This window comes from Paracoccus litorisediminis (genome assembly GCF_009711205.1).
GTDB lineage: Bacteria > Pseudomonadota > Alphaproteobacteria > Rhodobacterales > Rhodobacteraceae > Paracoccus > Paracoccus litorisediminis.
Window position 1 is genome coordinate 1 of sequence record NZ_WMIG01000028.1, and the last position, 15902, is coordinate 15902.

A 15902-nucleotide genomic window follows, 5' to 3' on the forward strand; every position below is an offset into this window, starting at 1 on the left:
AAAGACTGGCGACGGGTCGCCACACGATACGACCGACGACCAGAGACCTTCTTCTCAGCCATCGCTCTCGCCGCAACGGTGATGTTCTGGCTATGAGCAAGAACGAGTCCTGAGCCTAGCGCCGGGGATACCGCTTTTGTCGCGACATGCGCGCTGATCGTCATGCTGATGATGCTGCCGGGGCTGGGCCTGTTCTATGCGGGCATGGCGCGCAGCAAGAACGTGCTGTCGGTGCTGACCCAGATATTGGCCTCGATCGCGCTGATCTGCGTGTTGTGGACGGCCTATGGTTACTCGCTGACTTTCGACGGAGAGAGTTCGCCGAATGCCGTGATCGGAGGCACTTCGAAGCTGTTCCTTGCTGGTATCACCCCTGACAGTCTGGTCGGGACGATCCCTGAATACCTCTACATGCTGTTCATGATGATGTTTGCGGCCATCACGCCCCCGATCATCGTGGGCGCCTTTGCCGAGCGGATGAAGTTCGCGGCGGTACTGATCTTCATGGGGATCTGGCTGACCATCAACTATATCCCGATGGCCCATATGGCCTGGGGTGGCGGTTGGGTCTTCAATGTCGGCGTGCAGGATTTCGCGGGTGGCAATGTCGTCCACCTGAACGCAGGCATCGCGGCGCTGGTCTGCGCGCTGGTTCTGGGACCGCGCAAGGGTTACGGCACACAGATGATGGCCCCCCACAACCTGACCATGACCTATACCGGGGGTGCGATGCTGTGGGTCGGCTGGCTGGCCTTCTGCGGTGGTTGTGCGCTGGCGGCGAGCGGATTTGCCACGCTCGTCATGCTGAACACCATGCTGGGCGGCGCAGGCGGTGCGCTTGGCTGGATGGCCGTCGAATGGTTTCATCGCAAGCGCCCCAGCACCTTTGGCCTGCTCTCGGGCACGATCGCTGGTCTGGTCGCGATTACCCCGGCCTGTGGTTTCGTCGGACCGGGCGGTGCCATTGCCATCGGCTTCCTGGTGACGCCCTTCTGCGTTCTCTTTGTTGAATCCGTGAAGCGGCGCTTTGGCTACGACGATTCCTTCGATGTCTTTGGCGTGCATGGCGTCGCGGCCTTTGTCGGCGGCATCCTGACGGTGATCTTCGCGTCACCCGGTCTGGGCGGTCTTGGCTATGCCGAAGGGCGCAGCATGCTGTCGCAGATGGTGCCGCAGGTTGCGATCATGGGCTTCAGTATTCTGGTTTCGGCAGTCACGACCTTCATTGCGCTGAAGGCGGCGGATGTACTGGTCGGCTTGCGCGTCGATCAGGAAACCGAGTTCGAAGGTCTCGATACCGGCGAGCATGGCGAGGTCGGATACCGTCTGGGCGATGGCGTCTATGGCGGCGCACCGGTGCCGCTGCACGAGGCGCAGCCGGTGCTGCAACCCGCCATGTCGGTCAGCAAGCAGCATTGATACAGGCCACAGGATTTTGCTCCGGGCGTCACCGCGCCCGGAGTTTTCATTTGCTTTGCGGATAGGTGATGATCGACAGATAGCGCGCCGGAAGCGCGATCAGATCCACCGGTCCATGCGGTGCATCGGCGTCGAAAAGCAGCGTGTCACCGGGCTCGAGTTGGTAGACCTGCTCGCCATGGCGATAGCCGACCACGCCTTCGAGCATATAGAGCAACTCGATCCCCTCATGCTGGAACATGGGGAAACGGTCACTCTCGGTGGTCAGGGTGATCATGTAGGGCTCAACCACGACGCCGGAGTTGTTTGAGCCGATATGACCAAGCAGATGGTATTGATGACCGGCGCGGGTTCCGGCCCGCTCGATCTCGACCCCCTGATCGGCCTTCACATGCATGGCGCCACGGGGCTCGGCATAGCCCGAAAACAGCTGCATCAGCGGGACGCGCAACGCGTTCGCCAAGGATTGCAGGGTGGTCAGCGAGGGAGAGATCACCCCGTTTTCGATCTTCGACAGCATGCCGGTCGAAATCCCCGTCTGCACCGAGAGATCCGCGACGGTCATCCGCTGGCGCTTGCGCAAATCGCGCACGACGCGACCGATCGCAACCTCCAGATTGCGTTCGGGGGTGTCGCGCAAAGCATGCGGATTCTGGGTCAATTTCTCGACATTCTTTGCCATTCTGCGTTCCTGTATTTCCTGCCAGGAAACTTACAATTTATCTGAATGGCGGACAATTGCCGACTGGCCCGCGGGCGTTTCGCGGGGCTTACCCCATTCTTTCGCTGGCATAGCTTCCGGGTGATGCGGGGAAGATGACGGTCTTGTTGCCGTTGAGGAAGGAACGGCGATGGATATGGGCGTGGATGGCGCGGGCCAGAACCTGGCTTTCGACATCGCGGCCCAGGCTGACGTAATCGTCCGGCGACTGGGCATGGGTGACGCGGATGATGTCCTGCTCGATGATCGGGCCTTCATCCAGATCGGCGGTGACGTAATGCGAGGTCGCTCCGATCAGCTTCACGCCGCGCTCATACGCCTGCTTGTAGGGGTTCGCGCCCTTGAAGCTGGGCAGGAAGGAGTGGTGGATGTTGATGATCCGCCCCGACATCCTGCGGCACAGCTCATCCGACAGCACCTGCATGTAGCGCGCCAGCACGATCAGGTCGGCCCCGGTATCCTCGACCACCTGCAGCAGCTGGGCCTCGGCCTGCGGCTTGTTCTCGCGCGTGACCTTGATGCAGTGGAAGGGAATGTCATGGTTCACCACCACCTTCTGGTAATCCATGTGGTTCGAGATCACCGCCACGATGTCGATGGGCAGCGCCCCGATCCGCCAGCGATACAGCAGGTCGTTCAGGCAATGGCCAAAGCGGCTGACCATGATGACGACCTTCATCTTCTCGGCCTCGTCATGGAAGGCATAGGTCATGTTGAAGGCCTTGCCCGCCTGAACGAAGTCTTCGTTCAGCTCCTGATGCCCCACGCCCTCTTCCGACACGAAGCTGACCCGCATGAAGAACCGCCCGGTCTCGGCATCGTCGAACTGGCTCGAGTCGGTGATGTTGCAGCCCTTGCCAGCCAGATAGGCCGAGATCGCGGCCACGATCCCCCGGGTCGAGGGACAGGTGACGGTCAGGCAGTATTTCGTCATCGGGGTCTCCACTGTCATTGGGCCGCAGCCGCTTGTTCTTTCTTGCATTGGCCTTCCGGGCGGCACTGCGCCCGGAAAGATTGGGGCCGCTTCAGACCGTCAGCCCCTCGGGCTCGGGCAGGCCATGGGCGCGGCAGCAGGCGGTCAGCGTATTGGCCAGAAGGCAGGCGATGGTCATCGGCCCGACCCCGCCCGGCACCGGGGTGATGGCGCTGGCGACCTGCACGGCGCTGTCGAAATCCACGTCGCCGACCAGCCGGGTCCGGCCGTCTTCGCTGATGCGGTTGATGCCGACATCGATCACGGTCGCGCCGGGCTTGATCCAGTCGCCGGGGATCATCCGCGGACGCCCCACCGCCGCGACCAGGATATCGGCGCGGCGGCAAACCTCGGCCAGATCCCTGGTCCGGCTATGCGCCACGGTCACCGTGCAGCTTTCGCCCAGCAGCAGCTGCGCCATCGGCTTGCCGACGATATTGCTGCGCCCGACCACCACCGCGTTCAGCCCCGAGAGATCGCCCAGCCGGTCGCGCAGCATCATCAGGCAACCCAGCGGCGTGCAGGGCACCATCGCCTTCTGCCCGGTGCCCAGCAGACCGACATTGAGGATATGGAACCCGTCCACGTCCTTCGACGGATCGATGGCATTGATCACCGCCTCAGAATCCAGATGCTTCGGCAGCGGCAGCTGCACCAGGATGCCATGCACCGCCGGATCGGCATTCAGCGCGGCGACCTGCGCCATCAGCGCCTCTTGCGAGGTGTCGGCGGGCAGCTTGTATTCCCACGAGTTCATCCCCGCCTCGCGGGTCTGGATGCCCTTGTTGCGGACATAGACCTCCGAGGCCGGATCCTCGCCCACCAGCACCACTGCCAGACCCGGAACGATGCCCTGCGCCGCCAGCCGCGTCACATGCGCCCCAACCAGACCCCGAACCCGAACAGAAAACGCCTTGCCGTCAATCAGTTCCGCTGTCATGTCAGGGCCTCCAGTCGCTCGGCCGCCTCGGTCAGCCCGTGCCAGATCGAGGCGGCTGCCGAACGCATGCCCAGGATCGCCATGCGATCTTCGGCGCGGCGGATGACAAAGACGCTCATATGGTGAAACCCGGTGCGCGTGGCCGAGCCGGGGGGGAAGCGCCCCAGATCGATATTGACTAGCCTTGAGATCAGCGCCAGCAGGGGGGGCGTATCGCCCTCGATCTCGAAGGCGACGAAGCCGTCGGTCTGCTCGCTGACCGAGCAGCCGGGCGCGCGGGCAGTCAATGCCGACGCGACATCCTCGGCGGCGCGTCCGGGGAATTCGACCATCCATTGATCCGGCCCAGTCCAGAAGGCTGCGCAATCCGCCCCCTCGACCCAGCCCCCCGGCCCGGGAAGGGGCAAGCCGATCTGCGGCGGCTCGGCCCGGCGTCGCATGGCCAGCGAGGCAAGTCCCAGAGCGGTATTTTGCGACAGCAGCAGCGCGCCGATGCGGCGGGCCTGCGGCGCACTCTGCCCGAGCGCGCAAATCGGTTGCAGGTCAGTCACGAAGACGCCCTCCCTCGGGGTCGATGAAATGGGGCGAGACGACGCGCAGTCGCGTGCTTTGCCCTTGCAGCGGGTTGGCGGCGACGATGATTTCGTCCATGCGATCCGCGCCGTTCTCCAGATAGCCCAACCCGATTCCCGATCCGACATGGGGCGAGAAACAGGCCGAGGTGATCCAGCCTTGATCGGTCCAGGTATTCTGCTCCGCACCTTCCGTGAACAGATGCGAGCCCGCGACGACGGCATCCCCCGGATCGACCGGTTGCAGGCCGACCAGAACGCGGCGCTCGGCCAGCAGCCCCTCGCGACGCGACATGACCGTGCCGATCGCATCCTTTTTGGCCGAGACCATCCGGCCCATGCCCAGCATCTGCGCGCTGGTCTGGCCGTTCAGCTCATTGCCCGCGGCGTGGCCCTTTTCGATGCGCAAGACGCCAAGCGCCTCGGTGCCATAGGGGGTGGCGCCCAGATCCGCGCCAATCGTGACCAGCCGTTCCATCAGGGCATTGCCGTAGCGTGCGGGGACGGCGATCTCATAGGCAAGCTCGCCCGAGAAGCTGATGCGAAACAGCCGGGCCCGCAAACCGCCGCAGATCGTCAGGCTGGCGCAGGCCATGAAGGGGAAGGCCGCATTGGACAGGTCGAACCCGTCCACCACGCGCTGTAGCAAGGTCCGCGCGTTCGGGCCGGCGACGGAAAGCTGCGCCCAGGCATCGGTGGTCGAGATCAGTTGCACATCCAGTTCCGGCCACAGGCATTGGCGGCAGAATTCCATGTGGCGATAGATCGTCCCGGCATTGGCGGTGGTGGTGGTGACGACGTAATGCGTGTCATCCAACCGCGCGCAAGTGCCGTCATCCCAGGCAAAGCCGTCCTCGCGCAGCATCAGGCCATAGCGGACCATGCCGGGTTTCAAGCTGGCCATGGCATTGGCATAGACGCGGTCAAGAAACGCACCCGCATCCGCGCCCTGCACGTCGATCTTGCCCAAAGTGGTGACATCGCAGATCCCGACGCCCTTGCGGGTAGCCAGAACCTCGCGGTCAACGGTCTGCCGCCAATGGGTCTCACCGGCGCGCGGGAAATATTGCGCCCGCATCCATTGCCCGACCTCGACAAAGGCCGCGCCCTGCGCCTTGGCCCACTCATGCGTCGGTGTCAGGCGGCGCGGACGAAAGTGCGCGCCCGTGTCGCCGCCACCCAGAACCGACAGCGAGACGGGCGTATAGGGCGGGCGAAAGATCGTCGTGCCGGTGGCCTGAATCGGCTGGCCGGTCAGCTCCGACATGACGGCCAGCGCGGTCACGTTCGAGGTCTTGCCCTGATCGGTCGCCATGCCCAGCGTGGTCCAGCGCTTCAGATGCTCGACCGGGCGCATGTTTTCCTGATGGGCCAGCGCGATGTCCTTGACGGTGACATCGTTCTGGAAATCGACCCAGGCGCGGGTCTTTCCCGGCACATGCCAGAAGGGCTGCAGGTTCTGGGCCGCGTCCTCGGCTTGGGGAAGTTCGGGCAGATATGCCGCAATCCCAAGGTCAGCCAGCGCCGCGATCGCCGCCTCGGCCCCTGAGGTGAGAGCCTGCGCGCTGCTTCCCCGGCCTGCCGCGGCACCGGCGCAGATCAGCCCGGCCGGGCCACCGGGCCCCGCGACAAAGGCCTGCAATGCTTCGTCCCAGACCGGTCGCCCGCGATGATGCGAGGCGATCTGGATATTGGGGTTCCAGCCGCCCGCGATGCCAAGCGCGCCGCAATCCAGCCACTCGCTGCGTCCATTGGCATTGACCTCGATCCGGGACAGGCCAAGGCGGCCCTTGCTGTTTGTCACCTGACCCGCGGCAATGACCCGGTAATCGGTTGCGGTTGTGGCGGGCCGAGTGTCGATCACCGCCGCGATCTCGACGCCCTTGGCCATCAGGTCGCGGGCGGTGCGATGGCCATCATCGTTGTTGGTGAAGATTGCGATGCGTTTTGCGGGGCTGACCGCCCAGCGATTGGCATAGGCCCGCATCGCCCCCGACAGCATCACGCCGGGTCGGTCGTTATTGGCGAAGGGGATATGCCGTTCGGTCGCGCCTGATGCGAGGATTGTGCGCTTGGCCGTGATCCGCCACAGCGTCTGGCGGACGCGCCGTCCGGGATCGGCAAGATGGTCCGAGACACGCTCGACCGCGCCATAGACGCCATGGTCGAAGGCCCCCCAGACGGTGGTGCGGCGCATGACGCGCAGGTTGGGAAGGCTGGCGAATTCTGCCTCAAGCCCGGCGATCCATTCGGTCGCAGGTCGGTCCAAGGGCGCGCTTTCGGCCAGAAGCCGCCCACCCAGACGAAAATCCTCATCGGCAAGGATGACTTGCACCCCCGCACGCGCCGCGGTCAGCGCGGCGGCAAGACCGGCAGCGCCGCCGCCGATCACCAGCAGATCGCAATGCAGGAAACCGGCGTCGTAATGATCGGGGTCGGGCTGCATCGACAATTTGCCCAAGCCTGCGGCGCGACGGATGGCGGGCTCATAAAGCTTTTCCCAGAAGGCGCGCGGCCACATGAAGGTCTTGTAGTAGAAACCTGCCGCGAAGAAGGGCGACATCAGGTCATTGACCGCCATCAGATCGAAGCCAAGCGATCCGACGCGGTTCTGGCTGAAACTCTCAAGCCCATCGAACAGCTCGACCACCGTGGCGCGGCTGTTCGGCTCTTGTCGGGCACCGGCATGCAGGGTGACAAGCGCGTTCGGCTCCTCCGAGCCAGCCGACAGCACGCCGCGCGGGCGGTGATACTTGAAGCTGCGGGCCATCAGCCGCACATCATTGGCCAATAGGGCCGAGGCCAGCGTGTCGCCTGCATGGCCGCTATAGGTCTTGCCATCAAAGGTGAAGCGCAGGCTTTGCGTGCGATCGATCAGGCCCCCGGAAAGACGGGTCATGCGGCGCCCCCCTTCATCGCGTCGCGGGACAGTTCCGCGCTCAGGACCTCATGCGTGATGGTGTTGCGGGTGACGATCAGCCATGAGCGGTCGCCCTGTTCGTGGAACCACAACTCGCGGTGAATGCCGGCGGGGTTGTCGCGCAGGTGGACATAGTCGTGGAAGCGCGTCGCTGCGTCCGGGGCCATGCCGTCGGGGCGGTCCAGCAGCGCCGCATCGCCCAGATAGGTGAATTCCGAGGAATCGCGAAGGCCAAGAAGGGGGTGGGGGATCAGCATATTGGCCTCAATGCAGATTGGGCGTCGCGCCCATGCCTTTTTCGTCGATGGGATAGCCGCGTTCGAAGCGGTCAAAGCGCATGAAACGCGCGGTCTCGTGCGGGGTGCCGGTGGTCAGCAGATGAGCGAACGCATAGCCCGATGCGGGCGTCGCCTTGAAGCCGCCATAGCACCAGCCCGCATTCAGATAGAGCCCCTCGATCGGGGTCCGGTCGATGATCGGCGTGCCGTCCATCGACATGTCCATGATGCCGCCCCAGATCCGCAGCAGACGTGCGCGTCCGATCATCGGCATCAGGGCCATGCCGCCTTGGGCCACGTCCTCGATCACGCCCAGATTGCCGCGTTGCGCGTAGGAATTGTAGCCGTCGATATCGCCGCCAAAGACCAGACCACCCTTGTCGGACTGGCTGACATAAAAATGCCCCGCGCCAAAGGTGATGACGCCGTCAATCACCGGCTTCAGCCCTTCGGTAACAAAGGCCTGCAGCACATGGCTTTCGATTGGCAGGCGCATCCCCGCCATGGCCATGACGCGCCCGGATGAACCCGCAACGGCGACGCCGACCTTGCCGGCCGCGATATAGCCGCGCGAGGTTTCCACCCCGCGGACCCGACCGTCCTCGATGCGAAAACCGGTGACCTCGCAGTTCTGGATCAGGTCCACTCCGGCCAGATCGGCCCCGCGCGCATAGCCCCATGCGACGCCGTCATGGCGTGCGGTTCCGGCGCGGCGCTGCAGCAGCCCACCCTTGATGGGGAAGCGTGCATTGTCGAAGTTCAGCCAGGGATACATTGCCCGAACGTCGCCTTGGTCCAGCAGTTCTGCATCGGCACCGGCCAGCAGCATCGCATTGCCGCGCCGGCGATAGGCGTCGCGCTGTCCATCGCTGTGGATCAGGTTCAGGATGCCGCGCTGGCTGACCATCGCGTTGAAGTTGAATTCCTGTTCCAGCCCTTCCCACAGCTTCATCGAGAATTCGTAGAAAGGCTCATTGCCGGGCAGCAGGTAGTTCGAGCGGATGATCGTCGTGTTCCGCCCGATATTGCCCGATCCAAGCCAGCTTTTCTCAAGCACGGCAATGCGAGATTGCTTGAAGGTCTTGGCAAGGTAATAGGCCGTCGCCAGCCCATGCCCGCCACCGCCGACAATCACATAGTCATAGGCGGGTTGCGGATCGGGGTTGCGCCAGATCGGTTGCCAGCCCTTGTGGCCGGTCAGCGCCTCCTTGATCACCCTCAAGCCTGAATATCGCACGGATCGTCCGTCCCTGATTCCTGTTCTGATGGTCAGACTAGCGATGTGTTTTGGCAGGTATTTGTCGAATACGGACAGGATATTGACTGTTGCAGACAATTCGTCAAAATTGTTTCCTGACAGTAAAATAAGTTGCAAAATGGATTCACCTTCGACGCCGTTCCGCATCGGTTTCATCCTGACGCCGGAATATTCGCTGATGTCGCTGACTGCGGCGGTAGAGCCGCTGCGGGCGGCCAATCATCTGGCGGGGCGCGAACTTTACCGACCCAGCTACTACTCGGTCGCGGGTGGATTTGCGGCCTCGACCTCGGGCGGTGGCTTCCAGACAACGGCCCTGCATGACGCCGAGCCACTGGATCTGGCGCTGGTGGTCGCCGGTGGCAATCCGCTGCTTTACCGCGATCCGGCCGTGACGCGCGGCCTGCGGATTCTTGCGCAGCGCAAGATCCCGCTGGGTGGGATCTCGGGTGGGGCGGCGGTTCTGGCGCGGCTGGGCATGATGGAGGGACGGCGCTTCACGCTGCATTGGGCCCATGTCGAGGCCCTGGCTGAAATGATGCCGGACCTGCTGATAGAGCGCGCGCTTTACGTGGTCGATCGCGACCGGCTGACCTGTGCTGGTGGTATCGCGGCGCTGGACATGATGTGCGCCCTGATCGCCCGTGATCACGGTGCGGATTTCGCGCGAGAGGTCGCCGAGTGGTTTATCCATACCAGGCCGCGCATGGCGGATGAGCCGCAGCTTTCGCCAACGGCCGAGCGGCTGGAACTGCGCAATCCGTTGCTTGTCCGCGGGGTCGAACTGATGTTCGGCCATCTGGCCGAGCCGCTCACGCCAGATCAGATTGCGGGGCAGGTAGGCTGCAGTGCCCGGCAGTTGCAACGCCTTTTCAATGCCGAGCTGGGCGTTCCGATGATGGATTTCTATCGCGAGATGCGGTTGAAGAAAGCCCATGAGCTGGTCAGTCAGACCAGCCTGTCAATGCTGGATATTGCGCTGGTGACGGGCTTCACCAGCGCGGCACATTTCTCGCGGCTATATTCCCAGCGGTTCGGCCTGCCGCCGATGCGTCAGCGGCAGACCCTGCGTCGTCAGTCAGGATAAATGCCGGGAGAGGTGGGTTTCCCGTCGTCGCATTGCGACAGATATTCGACGATCAGCGGGCGGTTGACGGCGAAGCCCTTGTAGGTGGCCAGATCCTCGGGCAGGTCGCGCAGCACCCGATGCAGGCGGCGACCCCATTTCGGCACGGTCGCGATATCCTCCAGCGCGCAAAGGTAGCAGCGGATCGGGAAAGCCAGCGCGTTCGAGCGTGGCAGCCGCCAGAAACTTTGCAACTCTACCCGCAGGAACTGCTTTGCACCGACATTCTTGACGGTCAGGCTGCGCTTTTCCGGACCCCATTCCGGATAGGTTTCGGGCGAGGTATCCAGTCGCGGATTGACGGTCATCGTCCAGTTCAGTCGACGCGCCGGGCTGTCCTGCCGGACATTCAGCAGGAATTTCAAGGCGCGCTGAAAAATGCCCATCTCGGCGGCGCGGGGGACCGGAGCGTGCCATTCAAAGAAATTCATTCCGATGTCGAAATCCAGGCTCCAGTCGGCCTGACTGGTGACCATGCCGGCATCCATCCACAGATTGCCCTCGCGATGGTCCAGCACGGCGAAATCGCCCTGCGTCTGGCGGGTGATGTATTCCATCGGGCCGAAGGGTAGGGTGGTGTCGTCAAGAAAGGTAAAGCTGTCGTCGATCCCCATGGGCCGGTTCACCCAGCGCCAGCGGTCGCGGTCGCGGGTCAGCTGGAACAGGTCGGGATAATCCTCGGCCTTGCTGGTCATGATCAGCTCCAGCAGATCCCAGCCCGCCAGCCGCATATGGGGCAGGGACTGGCAGCGACCGGGATCGCCGGCCAGCGTGATGGCGCGGTCCTCCATCTCGGACAGGTAATGTTCGTCCACGTCGAAGCGGCGCTGAAAGACGCTGTCATCGGGTCCGGCGGCGCGATGCGGCTCCATGTTGACTGAATACATGTATTCGTCGCGATCGAAGGGAAACGGAAAGCGGCGGATCGCAGCGGGCGAGTTGCGGAAACTGTAGTCGCCGCGGAAAGTTTCCTTGTTGAAGCGGACGGTCATCGTGGCCCTTCCTATCGGTCGATGGTCAAAAGCGTGCCGCGAAAACGCGAGACGCAGGGCATGATCTTGGCACCGTGCTCGGTTGGATCGAGCCAGTGATCGTGGTGTTCGATCTGGCCGTCGCAGGCCAGAACCTCGGTCTCGCATTGTCCGCAGGCGCCGCCACGGCAGAGCCATGGCGCGTCGATCCCGGCCAGTTCCAGCGCTTCGAGCAGGCTTTGCTGCGCGCCGACGGTCAGGGACATGGCGCTGCGGGCGCAATGCACCTTGAAGGGCTCGCCCGGTGACGGGGCCAGAAACTCCTCGCTGTGAAGCGCGTCCCTGGGCCAGCCAAGGGCGCTGGCCTGAGCTAGCACGCTTTCGATCATCCGTGCCGAGCCGCAGACGTAAAGATGCGTGCCCAATGGCTGCGTCGAGAGGATCGCGTTCAGGTCAATGCGGGAATCTTCGTCGCTGACATGGATCTGCGCGTCATCGGGCAGGGCAACCTCGGGCAGATCCGCGCGGTTGCGCACGGATACATGCAGTTCGAAAGGCGTGTCGAAGCGGGCCAGTTCATGAAGCTGCGCCAGAAACGGGGTGATGCCCACACCGCCCGCGATCATCAGGTGCTTGCGCGCGGTCTGGTTCAACCCGAACAGGTTCACTGGCGCGCCGATTTCGATCAGCATGCCGGGCTGGGCCTTCTGGTGCAGATAGGCCGATCCGCCCCGACCCTGATCCTCGCGCTGGACGGCGATTTCATAGCCCGAGCCGTCCTGCGGGTCCGAAATCAGCGAATAGGCGTTACGGCGCAGCACCTCGCCATCTTGCATGGTGACCATGACATGCGCGCCGCCGGAAAAGACCGGCAGAGGCAGGCCCTTGGGGTGCTCGAAGCGGAAGCGGGTGATCCGGGGCGAAAGCGGCTGTTTCTCGGTCAGTTTCAGGATTTGTGTCACGCCTGGATCTCCTGGACTTCGGGCAGGATGCCGGGGGTTTCCGCATCGACGCAGACACCCTGATAGGCACCCAGCCGCCGCGAGAAATGGTCGCGCACGAAAAGCGAACGCCCGCAGCCGGGACAGTCGTAAGGGTCGGTCGTGATACCCTCGGCGATGGTCTTGCAATGGACGCATTGCATGCGTCGGGCGGGACTGCCGCGATGCTCGGTCTGGATCGCGCCCGCAGGCAGGCCCGCCGCCTGAACCAGAGCAAGTGCCTGATTGATCAGCGCCTCGCCCCCGGCGATGTGAACCTGAAGCCCCATGCGCGCATCGGCAAACAGGGCGGTCAGGGCAGCGGGCAACTCGGCGGGGCTGCCGATCTCGACCAGACGGGCGGGTCGCAGAGCCCGGATCGCGTCGGCATCGGCAGCACAGATGAGCATGGTCGATCGCGGCATCAGATCCGGCACAACTGCGGCCAGCGACAGCAGCGCCGCAATGCCGGGTTCGTCCGCGATCATGAGTGCGCTTGTACAGGGCCGCGCCTGAAGCGGCGCGTGTCGCGGTCGGCTGGCAAAGAGGGAGGCGGAAGGAGCAATCGTCATTCTGGCTTCTCGGGCTGATGATCGTTCGTGGCCGGGGCGGCGCATTCCCCGGCCTTGGGGCGGGTTCAGCCCTTGACGGTGCGGCGCTTCTTCTCGGGGTCAAAGAAGGGCATGGCCGAGGTGGTGGCCGCAATCTCGCCATGGGTTTCGCAATTCACGCTAAGCCGCGTCCCGTCATTGGCGCAATCGACCGGCAGGCGGGCGATGGCCACCGTCCAATTGTTCAGGGGCGAATGCATCGCCTGAGTCACGACGCCCACTTTTTTGCCATCGCGATAGACAGGGGCACCATTCCCCGGCACCTTGTCGCCCTCAAGTTTCAGCCCCCAGATCTTGAAGCGTTCCTTGCCTTTCAGCCGATAATGCTCATCCGCGCCGCGGAAGCCCTTCTTGCCGGGCGAGACGGTGAAATCGAGACCCAGCTCCCACAGCGTGTCCCCGCAGGGATCGTGTTCGAACGGGTACATTTCGGAATTGTCATAGGGGAAGAACAGCAGGTAGCTTTCGGTCCGCAGCAGGTCCAGCGTGGTGAAGCGGCAGGGGATGATGCCCATATCCGCACCTTCCGCAAGAATGCGGTCCCAGATCATCGGCGCGTCCTGACCGCGCACGAATAGTTCGTAGCCACGTTCCCCCGTATAACCGGTCCGCGAGATCATCGCGGGTTTGCCAAAGATCGAGGTTTGCAAATGCGCGAAATAGGGCAGGTCGCGAATGCCGGGGACATGCTTTTGCAGAAAGTCCACCGCCAGCGGCCCCTGCAGCGACAGGTCATGCAGGTTGTCGTCAAAGCGCAACGAGACATCGCGCCCCGAAGCCGCCATGCTTAACTGCTCATGGCCCTGACCCGATCCATGGACCACCAGAAAGGCATTGGGACCCGTGCGGTAGATCACGCAATCGTCGATAAGTTTGCCACTGTCATTGAGCATTGCGGCATAGACCGAACGGCCCGGCATCAGCTTTTCGATATTGCGGGTGGTGGCGCGCTCGATCACGTGGCTGGCAGCAGGGCCGCTTAGATGCACCTTCTTGAGGCCCGAAACATCCATCAACCCCGCCTTGGTGCGGATCGCCATGTATTCATCATCGGGATTGCTGCTGGCATAGGACCATGCCGTGCCCATGCCGCTCCAATCCTCAAGGTCAGAGCCAAGGGCCCGGTGGCGGTCGGCCAGCGTCGAGAAGCGCCAAGAATTCGTCATCGCTCAATACTCCCAGTGTGTCATTGATGGTCATCCGGGCCGCCAGCGGCCCGGTGGTTTTCGGCTTCAGCCCGGCAACTGGAAGAACCAGTTGGCAAACAGCACGACTGCGGCTCCGGCCAGCAGCGCCAGATAGGGCAACCGGCCCGCGCGGCGCGGTCCCAGATCGGTGTGATCGGAAAGACCCAGATCCTCCATCGCCTCGCGGGGGAAATGGCCCTTGTCCTGAACGTAATGGCGGTACCAGAACACCGGCAGGATGAGGCTGGCAAAGATCAGCCCCGACCACAGCGCCCCGGAATAGCCCCAGACCTTGGCCCCGGCGCCCAGGAACAGCGCGTTGACAAAGGCCAGCCCGGTATTCACCGCCAGCAGCAGGGTGGGCGCCCTCCATGGCCGCGGCAGATGCGGGCTGTCGATGCGATGGATCCAGCCGGCATTCAGGTTCAGGAAGTTGAAGATGATATAGCCGACATTCGAGATCGCGAGGACATAGAAGTAGCCCGTCACATCTGACGCCAGCGCCAGCAGGAACAGGTTGAAGGCAAGATCCGTCCACATCGCGCGGGTCGGGGCGCCATGTTCGTTCACATGGCTCAGATAGCGCGGCAGCCAGCCATCGCGCGAGCCTTGGTAAAGCGTCCGCGATGATCCGGCCATCGCGGTCATGATCGCCAGAAACAGCGCCATGATCATCAGGATGACCAGAATCTGGGTGATGATCGGCCCGCCATTGACCAGCCCGGCCAAAGCCGCACCGACCCCGGTGCCATCGACGACGCCCGCCGACAGCATGCCTTCCTGACCCAGCACCCCTTGGAAGGTAAAGGGGATCAGGAAAAAGAAGACCATGCACAGCAGGCCGGAATAGAAGATCGCCTTGAAGGTGTCGGTCGCCGGATTGCGGAACTCAGCCGTGTAGCAGACGGCGGTCTCGAACCCATAGGTGGACCAGGCGGCGATATACATGGCGCCAAGGATCAGGGTCCAGCCACCGATGTCCCATGCCCCGTCGGTGCCGGAATAGGCGGCCGAGGGCGGCACGATCCCGGTGACGTTGGCGCTGTTGATCGAGCCGTTCAGGATCGGCACCAGCCCGATCAGGAACAGCGGCACCAGCACCACCAGCGCCATCAGCTTCTGCGATTTCGCGGTCGAGGCGATACCCCGGTGCTGGATCGCAAAGATGATCAGCATCAGCACCACGCCGGTCGCGAAGGTCGAATTGAAATGCAGCGTGCCAAGGCCGGGGATCGGCAGGGCAAAAGCCTCCCAGTGGCGCAGTGCCGGGGTCAGCGCGGCAACCGCATCGGCCTGGGCCACGGCCTGGATCGCGGTCTCGGGTGCGGTGCCGGGATTGGCGGCGATATGGTCGAGGACCGATTGGGTCTGTGCGGTATAGCCAGCGATATGGGCAGCCACCCAGTCGACGACTTGGGGGCTGGTTTCAAGCGGGATCGGGAACAGGGCGTTCAGGATGTAACCGGCGGCAATGGCGCAGCCCAGCGACAGGACCGGCGACCATGCAAACCAGTTGCACCAGACCGAAAGCGGCGCGATCAGCTTGGAATAACGCAGCCATGCCGTTGCGCCATAGACCGAGGCGCCGCCCGATTTGGTGCCGAACATCCCGGCCATTTCGGCATAGGTGAAGCTTTGCAGAAAGCCCATCACCATCGAGACCATCCAGACGGCAAAGGCGGCCTTGCCCGCCACGCCCGCGATGCCCCCGATCGAAAACAGCACCAGCGGCGGCACGCCTGCCGCCACCCAAAAGGCTCCGCGCCAGTCGAGGGCGCGATGCAGGACACCGCCGGGGGCAGGTGCCCCGGCCCCCTCAATTGTTCCGGCGATCGCGCCAGAGGTCGTCTGATCCACCATCTGTCCATTACCCTGTTGGCCCGGCCCACCCCCAGCCTTGTCGCGGCTGGTTCAGGTTGAGGTCGGTGCATTGCGGCGCCGGGTCG

13 protein-coding genes and 2 pseudogenes are annotated in these 15902 nt (G+C 63.6%); 3 read left to right on the plus strand and 12 right to left on the minus strand.

Going from position 1 to position 15902, the window contains the following annotated elements:
• Both GL300_RS23690 and GL300_RS23695 read left to right on the plus strand, forming a co-directional pair.
• Positions 1–96, plus strand: a pseudogene (locus GL300_RS23690) (IS5/IS1182 family transposase); the annotation flags it as partial.
• Between the two features lie 42 nt (positions 97–138).
• A pseudogene (locus GL300_RS23695) lies at positions 139–1419 on the plus strand (ammonium transporter); the annotation flags it as partial.
• Between the two features lie 46 nt (positions 1420–1465).
• Here the strand turns inward: GL300_RS23695 and GL300_RS23700 are convergent.
• The 7 genes from GL300_RS23700 to GL300_RS23730 all read right to left on the minus strand — a co-directional run bounded on the left by GL300_RS23700 (position 1466) and on the right by GL300_RS23730 (position 9060).
• Positions 1466–2101 (minus strand): helix-turn-helix domain-containing protein, encoded by a 636-nt coding sequence (locus GL300_RS23700; RefSeq protein WP_155042158.1) that lies wholly within the window; start codon positions 2099–2101, stop codon positions 1466–1468.
• Between the two features lie 88 nt (positions 2102–2189).
• Positions 2190–3074: a formyltetrahydrofolate deformylase gene (gene purU / locus GL300_RS23705; RefSeq protein WP_155042159.1), complete on the minus strand. Its 885-nt coding sequence runs from the start codon at positions 3072–3074 to the stop codon at positions 2190–2192.
• Positions 3075–3165: 91 nt separating this feature from the next.
• A complete protein-coding gene (folD, locus tag GL300_RS23710) occupies positions 3166–4053 on the minus strand; it encodes a bifunctional methylenetetrahydrofolate dehydrogenase/methenyltetrahydrofolate cyclohydrolase FolD (RefSeq protein ID WP_155042160.1) in 888 nt (295 codons plus the stop codon).
• Positions 4050–4604 (minus strand): sarcosine oxidase subunit gamma, encoded by a 555-nt coding sequence (locus tag GL300_RS23715; protein WP_343043187.1) that lies wholly within the window; start codon positions 4602–4604, stop codon positions 4050–4052. The genes folD and GL300_RS23715 overlap by 4 nt, the downstream gene beginning before the upstream one ends.
• On the minus strand, positions 4597–7524 hold the full coding sequence (locus tag GL300_RS23720) for a sarcosine oxidase subunit alpha family protein (protein WP_155042161.1): 2928 nt from the start codon (positions 7522–7524) through the stop codon (positions 4597–4599). The genes GL300_RS23715 and GL300_RS23720 overlap by 8 nt, the downstream gene beginning before the upstream one ends.
• On the minus strand, positions 7521–7802 hold the full coding sequence (locus tag GL300_RS23725) for a sarcosine oxidase subunit delta (protein ID WP_155042162.1): 282 nt from the start codon (positions 7800–7802) through the stop codon (positions 7521–7523). The genes GL300_RS23720 and GL300_RS23725 overlap by 4 nt, the downstream gene beginning before the upstream one ends.
• Positions 7803–7809: 7 nt before the next feature.
• Positions 7810–9060 (minus strand): sarcosine oxidase subunit beta family protein, encoded by a 1251-nt coding sequence (locus GL300_RS23730; RefSeq protein WP_343043188.1) that lies wholly within the window; start codon positions 9058–9060, stop codon positions 7810–7812.
• A 139-nt stretch (positions 9061–9199) separates the two neighbouring features.
• On the opposite strand from GL300_RS23730, the gene GL300_RS23735 reads away from it, so the two are divergent.
• Entirely contained in the window at positions 9200–10168 is a 969-nt protein-coding gene (locus tag GL300_RS23735) for a GlxA family transcriptional regulator (RefSeq protein ID WP_155042164.1), read from the plus strand.
• Here GL300_RS23735 and GL300_RS23740 read toward each other — a convergent pair.
• From GL300_RS23740 to GL300_RS23760, 5 genes are all read right to left on the minus strand, one after another.
• Positions 10156–11199 carry a heme-dependent oxidative N-demethylase family protein gene (locus GL300_RS23740; RefSeq protein ID WP_155042165.1) on the minus strand — a complete coding sequence of 348 codons (1044 nt, stop codon included), beginning with the start codon at positions 11197–11199 and terminating at the stop codon, positions 10156–10158. The genes GL300_RS23735 and GL300_RS23740 overlap by 13 nt on opposite strands.
• Positions 11200–11210: 11 nt before the next feature.
• A complete protein-coding gene (locus GL300_RS23745) occupies positions 11211–12140 on the minus strand; it encodes a PDR/VanB family oxidoreductase (RefSeq protein WP_343043189.1) in 930 nt (309 codons plus the stop codon).
• A complete protein-coding gene (locus GL300_RS23750) occupies positions 12137–12775 on the minus strand; it encodes a dimethylamine monooxygenase subunit DmmA family protein (RefSeq protein WP_394207749.1) in 639 nt (212 codons plus the stop codon). The genes GL300_RS23745 and GL300_RS23750 overlap by 4 nt, the downstream gene beginning before the upstream one ends.
• Before the next feature lie 20 nt (positions 12776–12795).
• The gene (locus GL300_RS23755) at positions 12796–13935 is read right to left on the minus strand and encodes an aminomethyl transferase family protein (RefSeq protein ID WP_155042167.1); all 1140 of its coding nucleotides are present in this window, start codon (positions 13933–13935) and stop codon (positions 12796–12798) included.
• 66 nt (positions 13936–14001) lie between these two features.
• Positions 14002–15816, minus strand: a complete 1815-nt coding sequence (locus GL300_RS23760; RefSeq protein ID WP_155042168.1) for a trimethylamine N-oxide permease — start codon at positions 15814–15816, stop codon at positions 14002–14004.
• Positions 15817–15902 lie beyond the last annotated feature (86 nt).

Excerpts from the sequence above, each read along its gene's own strand:
- GL300_RS23720 (WP_155042161.1), bottom strand. The coding sequence starts at position 7,524 with ATGACCCGTCTTTCCGGGGGCCTGATCGATCGCACGCAAAGCCTGCGC.
- GL300_RS23755 (WP_155042167.1), bottom strand. The coding sequence starts at position 13,935 with ATGACGAATTCTTGGCGCTTCTCGACGCTGGCCGACCGCCACCGGGCC.
- GL300_RS23750 (WP_394207749.1), bottom strand. The coding sequence starts at position 12,775 with ATGCGCCGCCCCGGCCACGAACGATCATCAGCCCGAGAAGCCAGAATG.
- GL300_RS23700 (WP_155042158.1), bottom strand. The coding sequence starts at position 2,101 with ATGGCAAAGAATGTCGAGAAATTGACCCAGAATCCGCATGCTTTGCGC.
- GL300_RS23725 (WP_155042162.1), bottom strand. The coding sequence starts at position 7,802 with ATGCTGATCCCCCACCCCCTTCTTGGCCTTCGCGATTCCTCGGAATTC.
- GL300_RS23740 (WP_155042165.1), bottom strand. The coding sequence starts at position 11,199 with ATGACCGTCCGCTTCAACAAGGAAACTTTCCGCGGCGACTACAGTTTC.
- folD (WP_155042160.1), bottom strand. The coding sequence starts at position 4,053 with ATGACAGCGGAACTGATTGACGGCAAGGCGTTTTCTGTTCGGGTTCGG.
- GL300_RS23735 (WP_155042164.1), top strand. The coding sequence starts at position 9,200 with ATGGATTCACCTTCGACGCCGTTCCGCATCGGTTTCATCCTGACGCCG.
- purU (WP_155042159.1), bottom strand. The coding sequence starts at position 3,074 with ATGACGAAATACTGCCTGACCGTCACCTGTCCCTCGACCCGGGGGATC.
- GL300_RS23760 (WP_155042168.1), bottom strand. The coding sequence starts at position 15,816 with ATGGTGGATCAGACGACCTCTGGCGCGATCGCCGGAACAATTGAGGGG.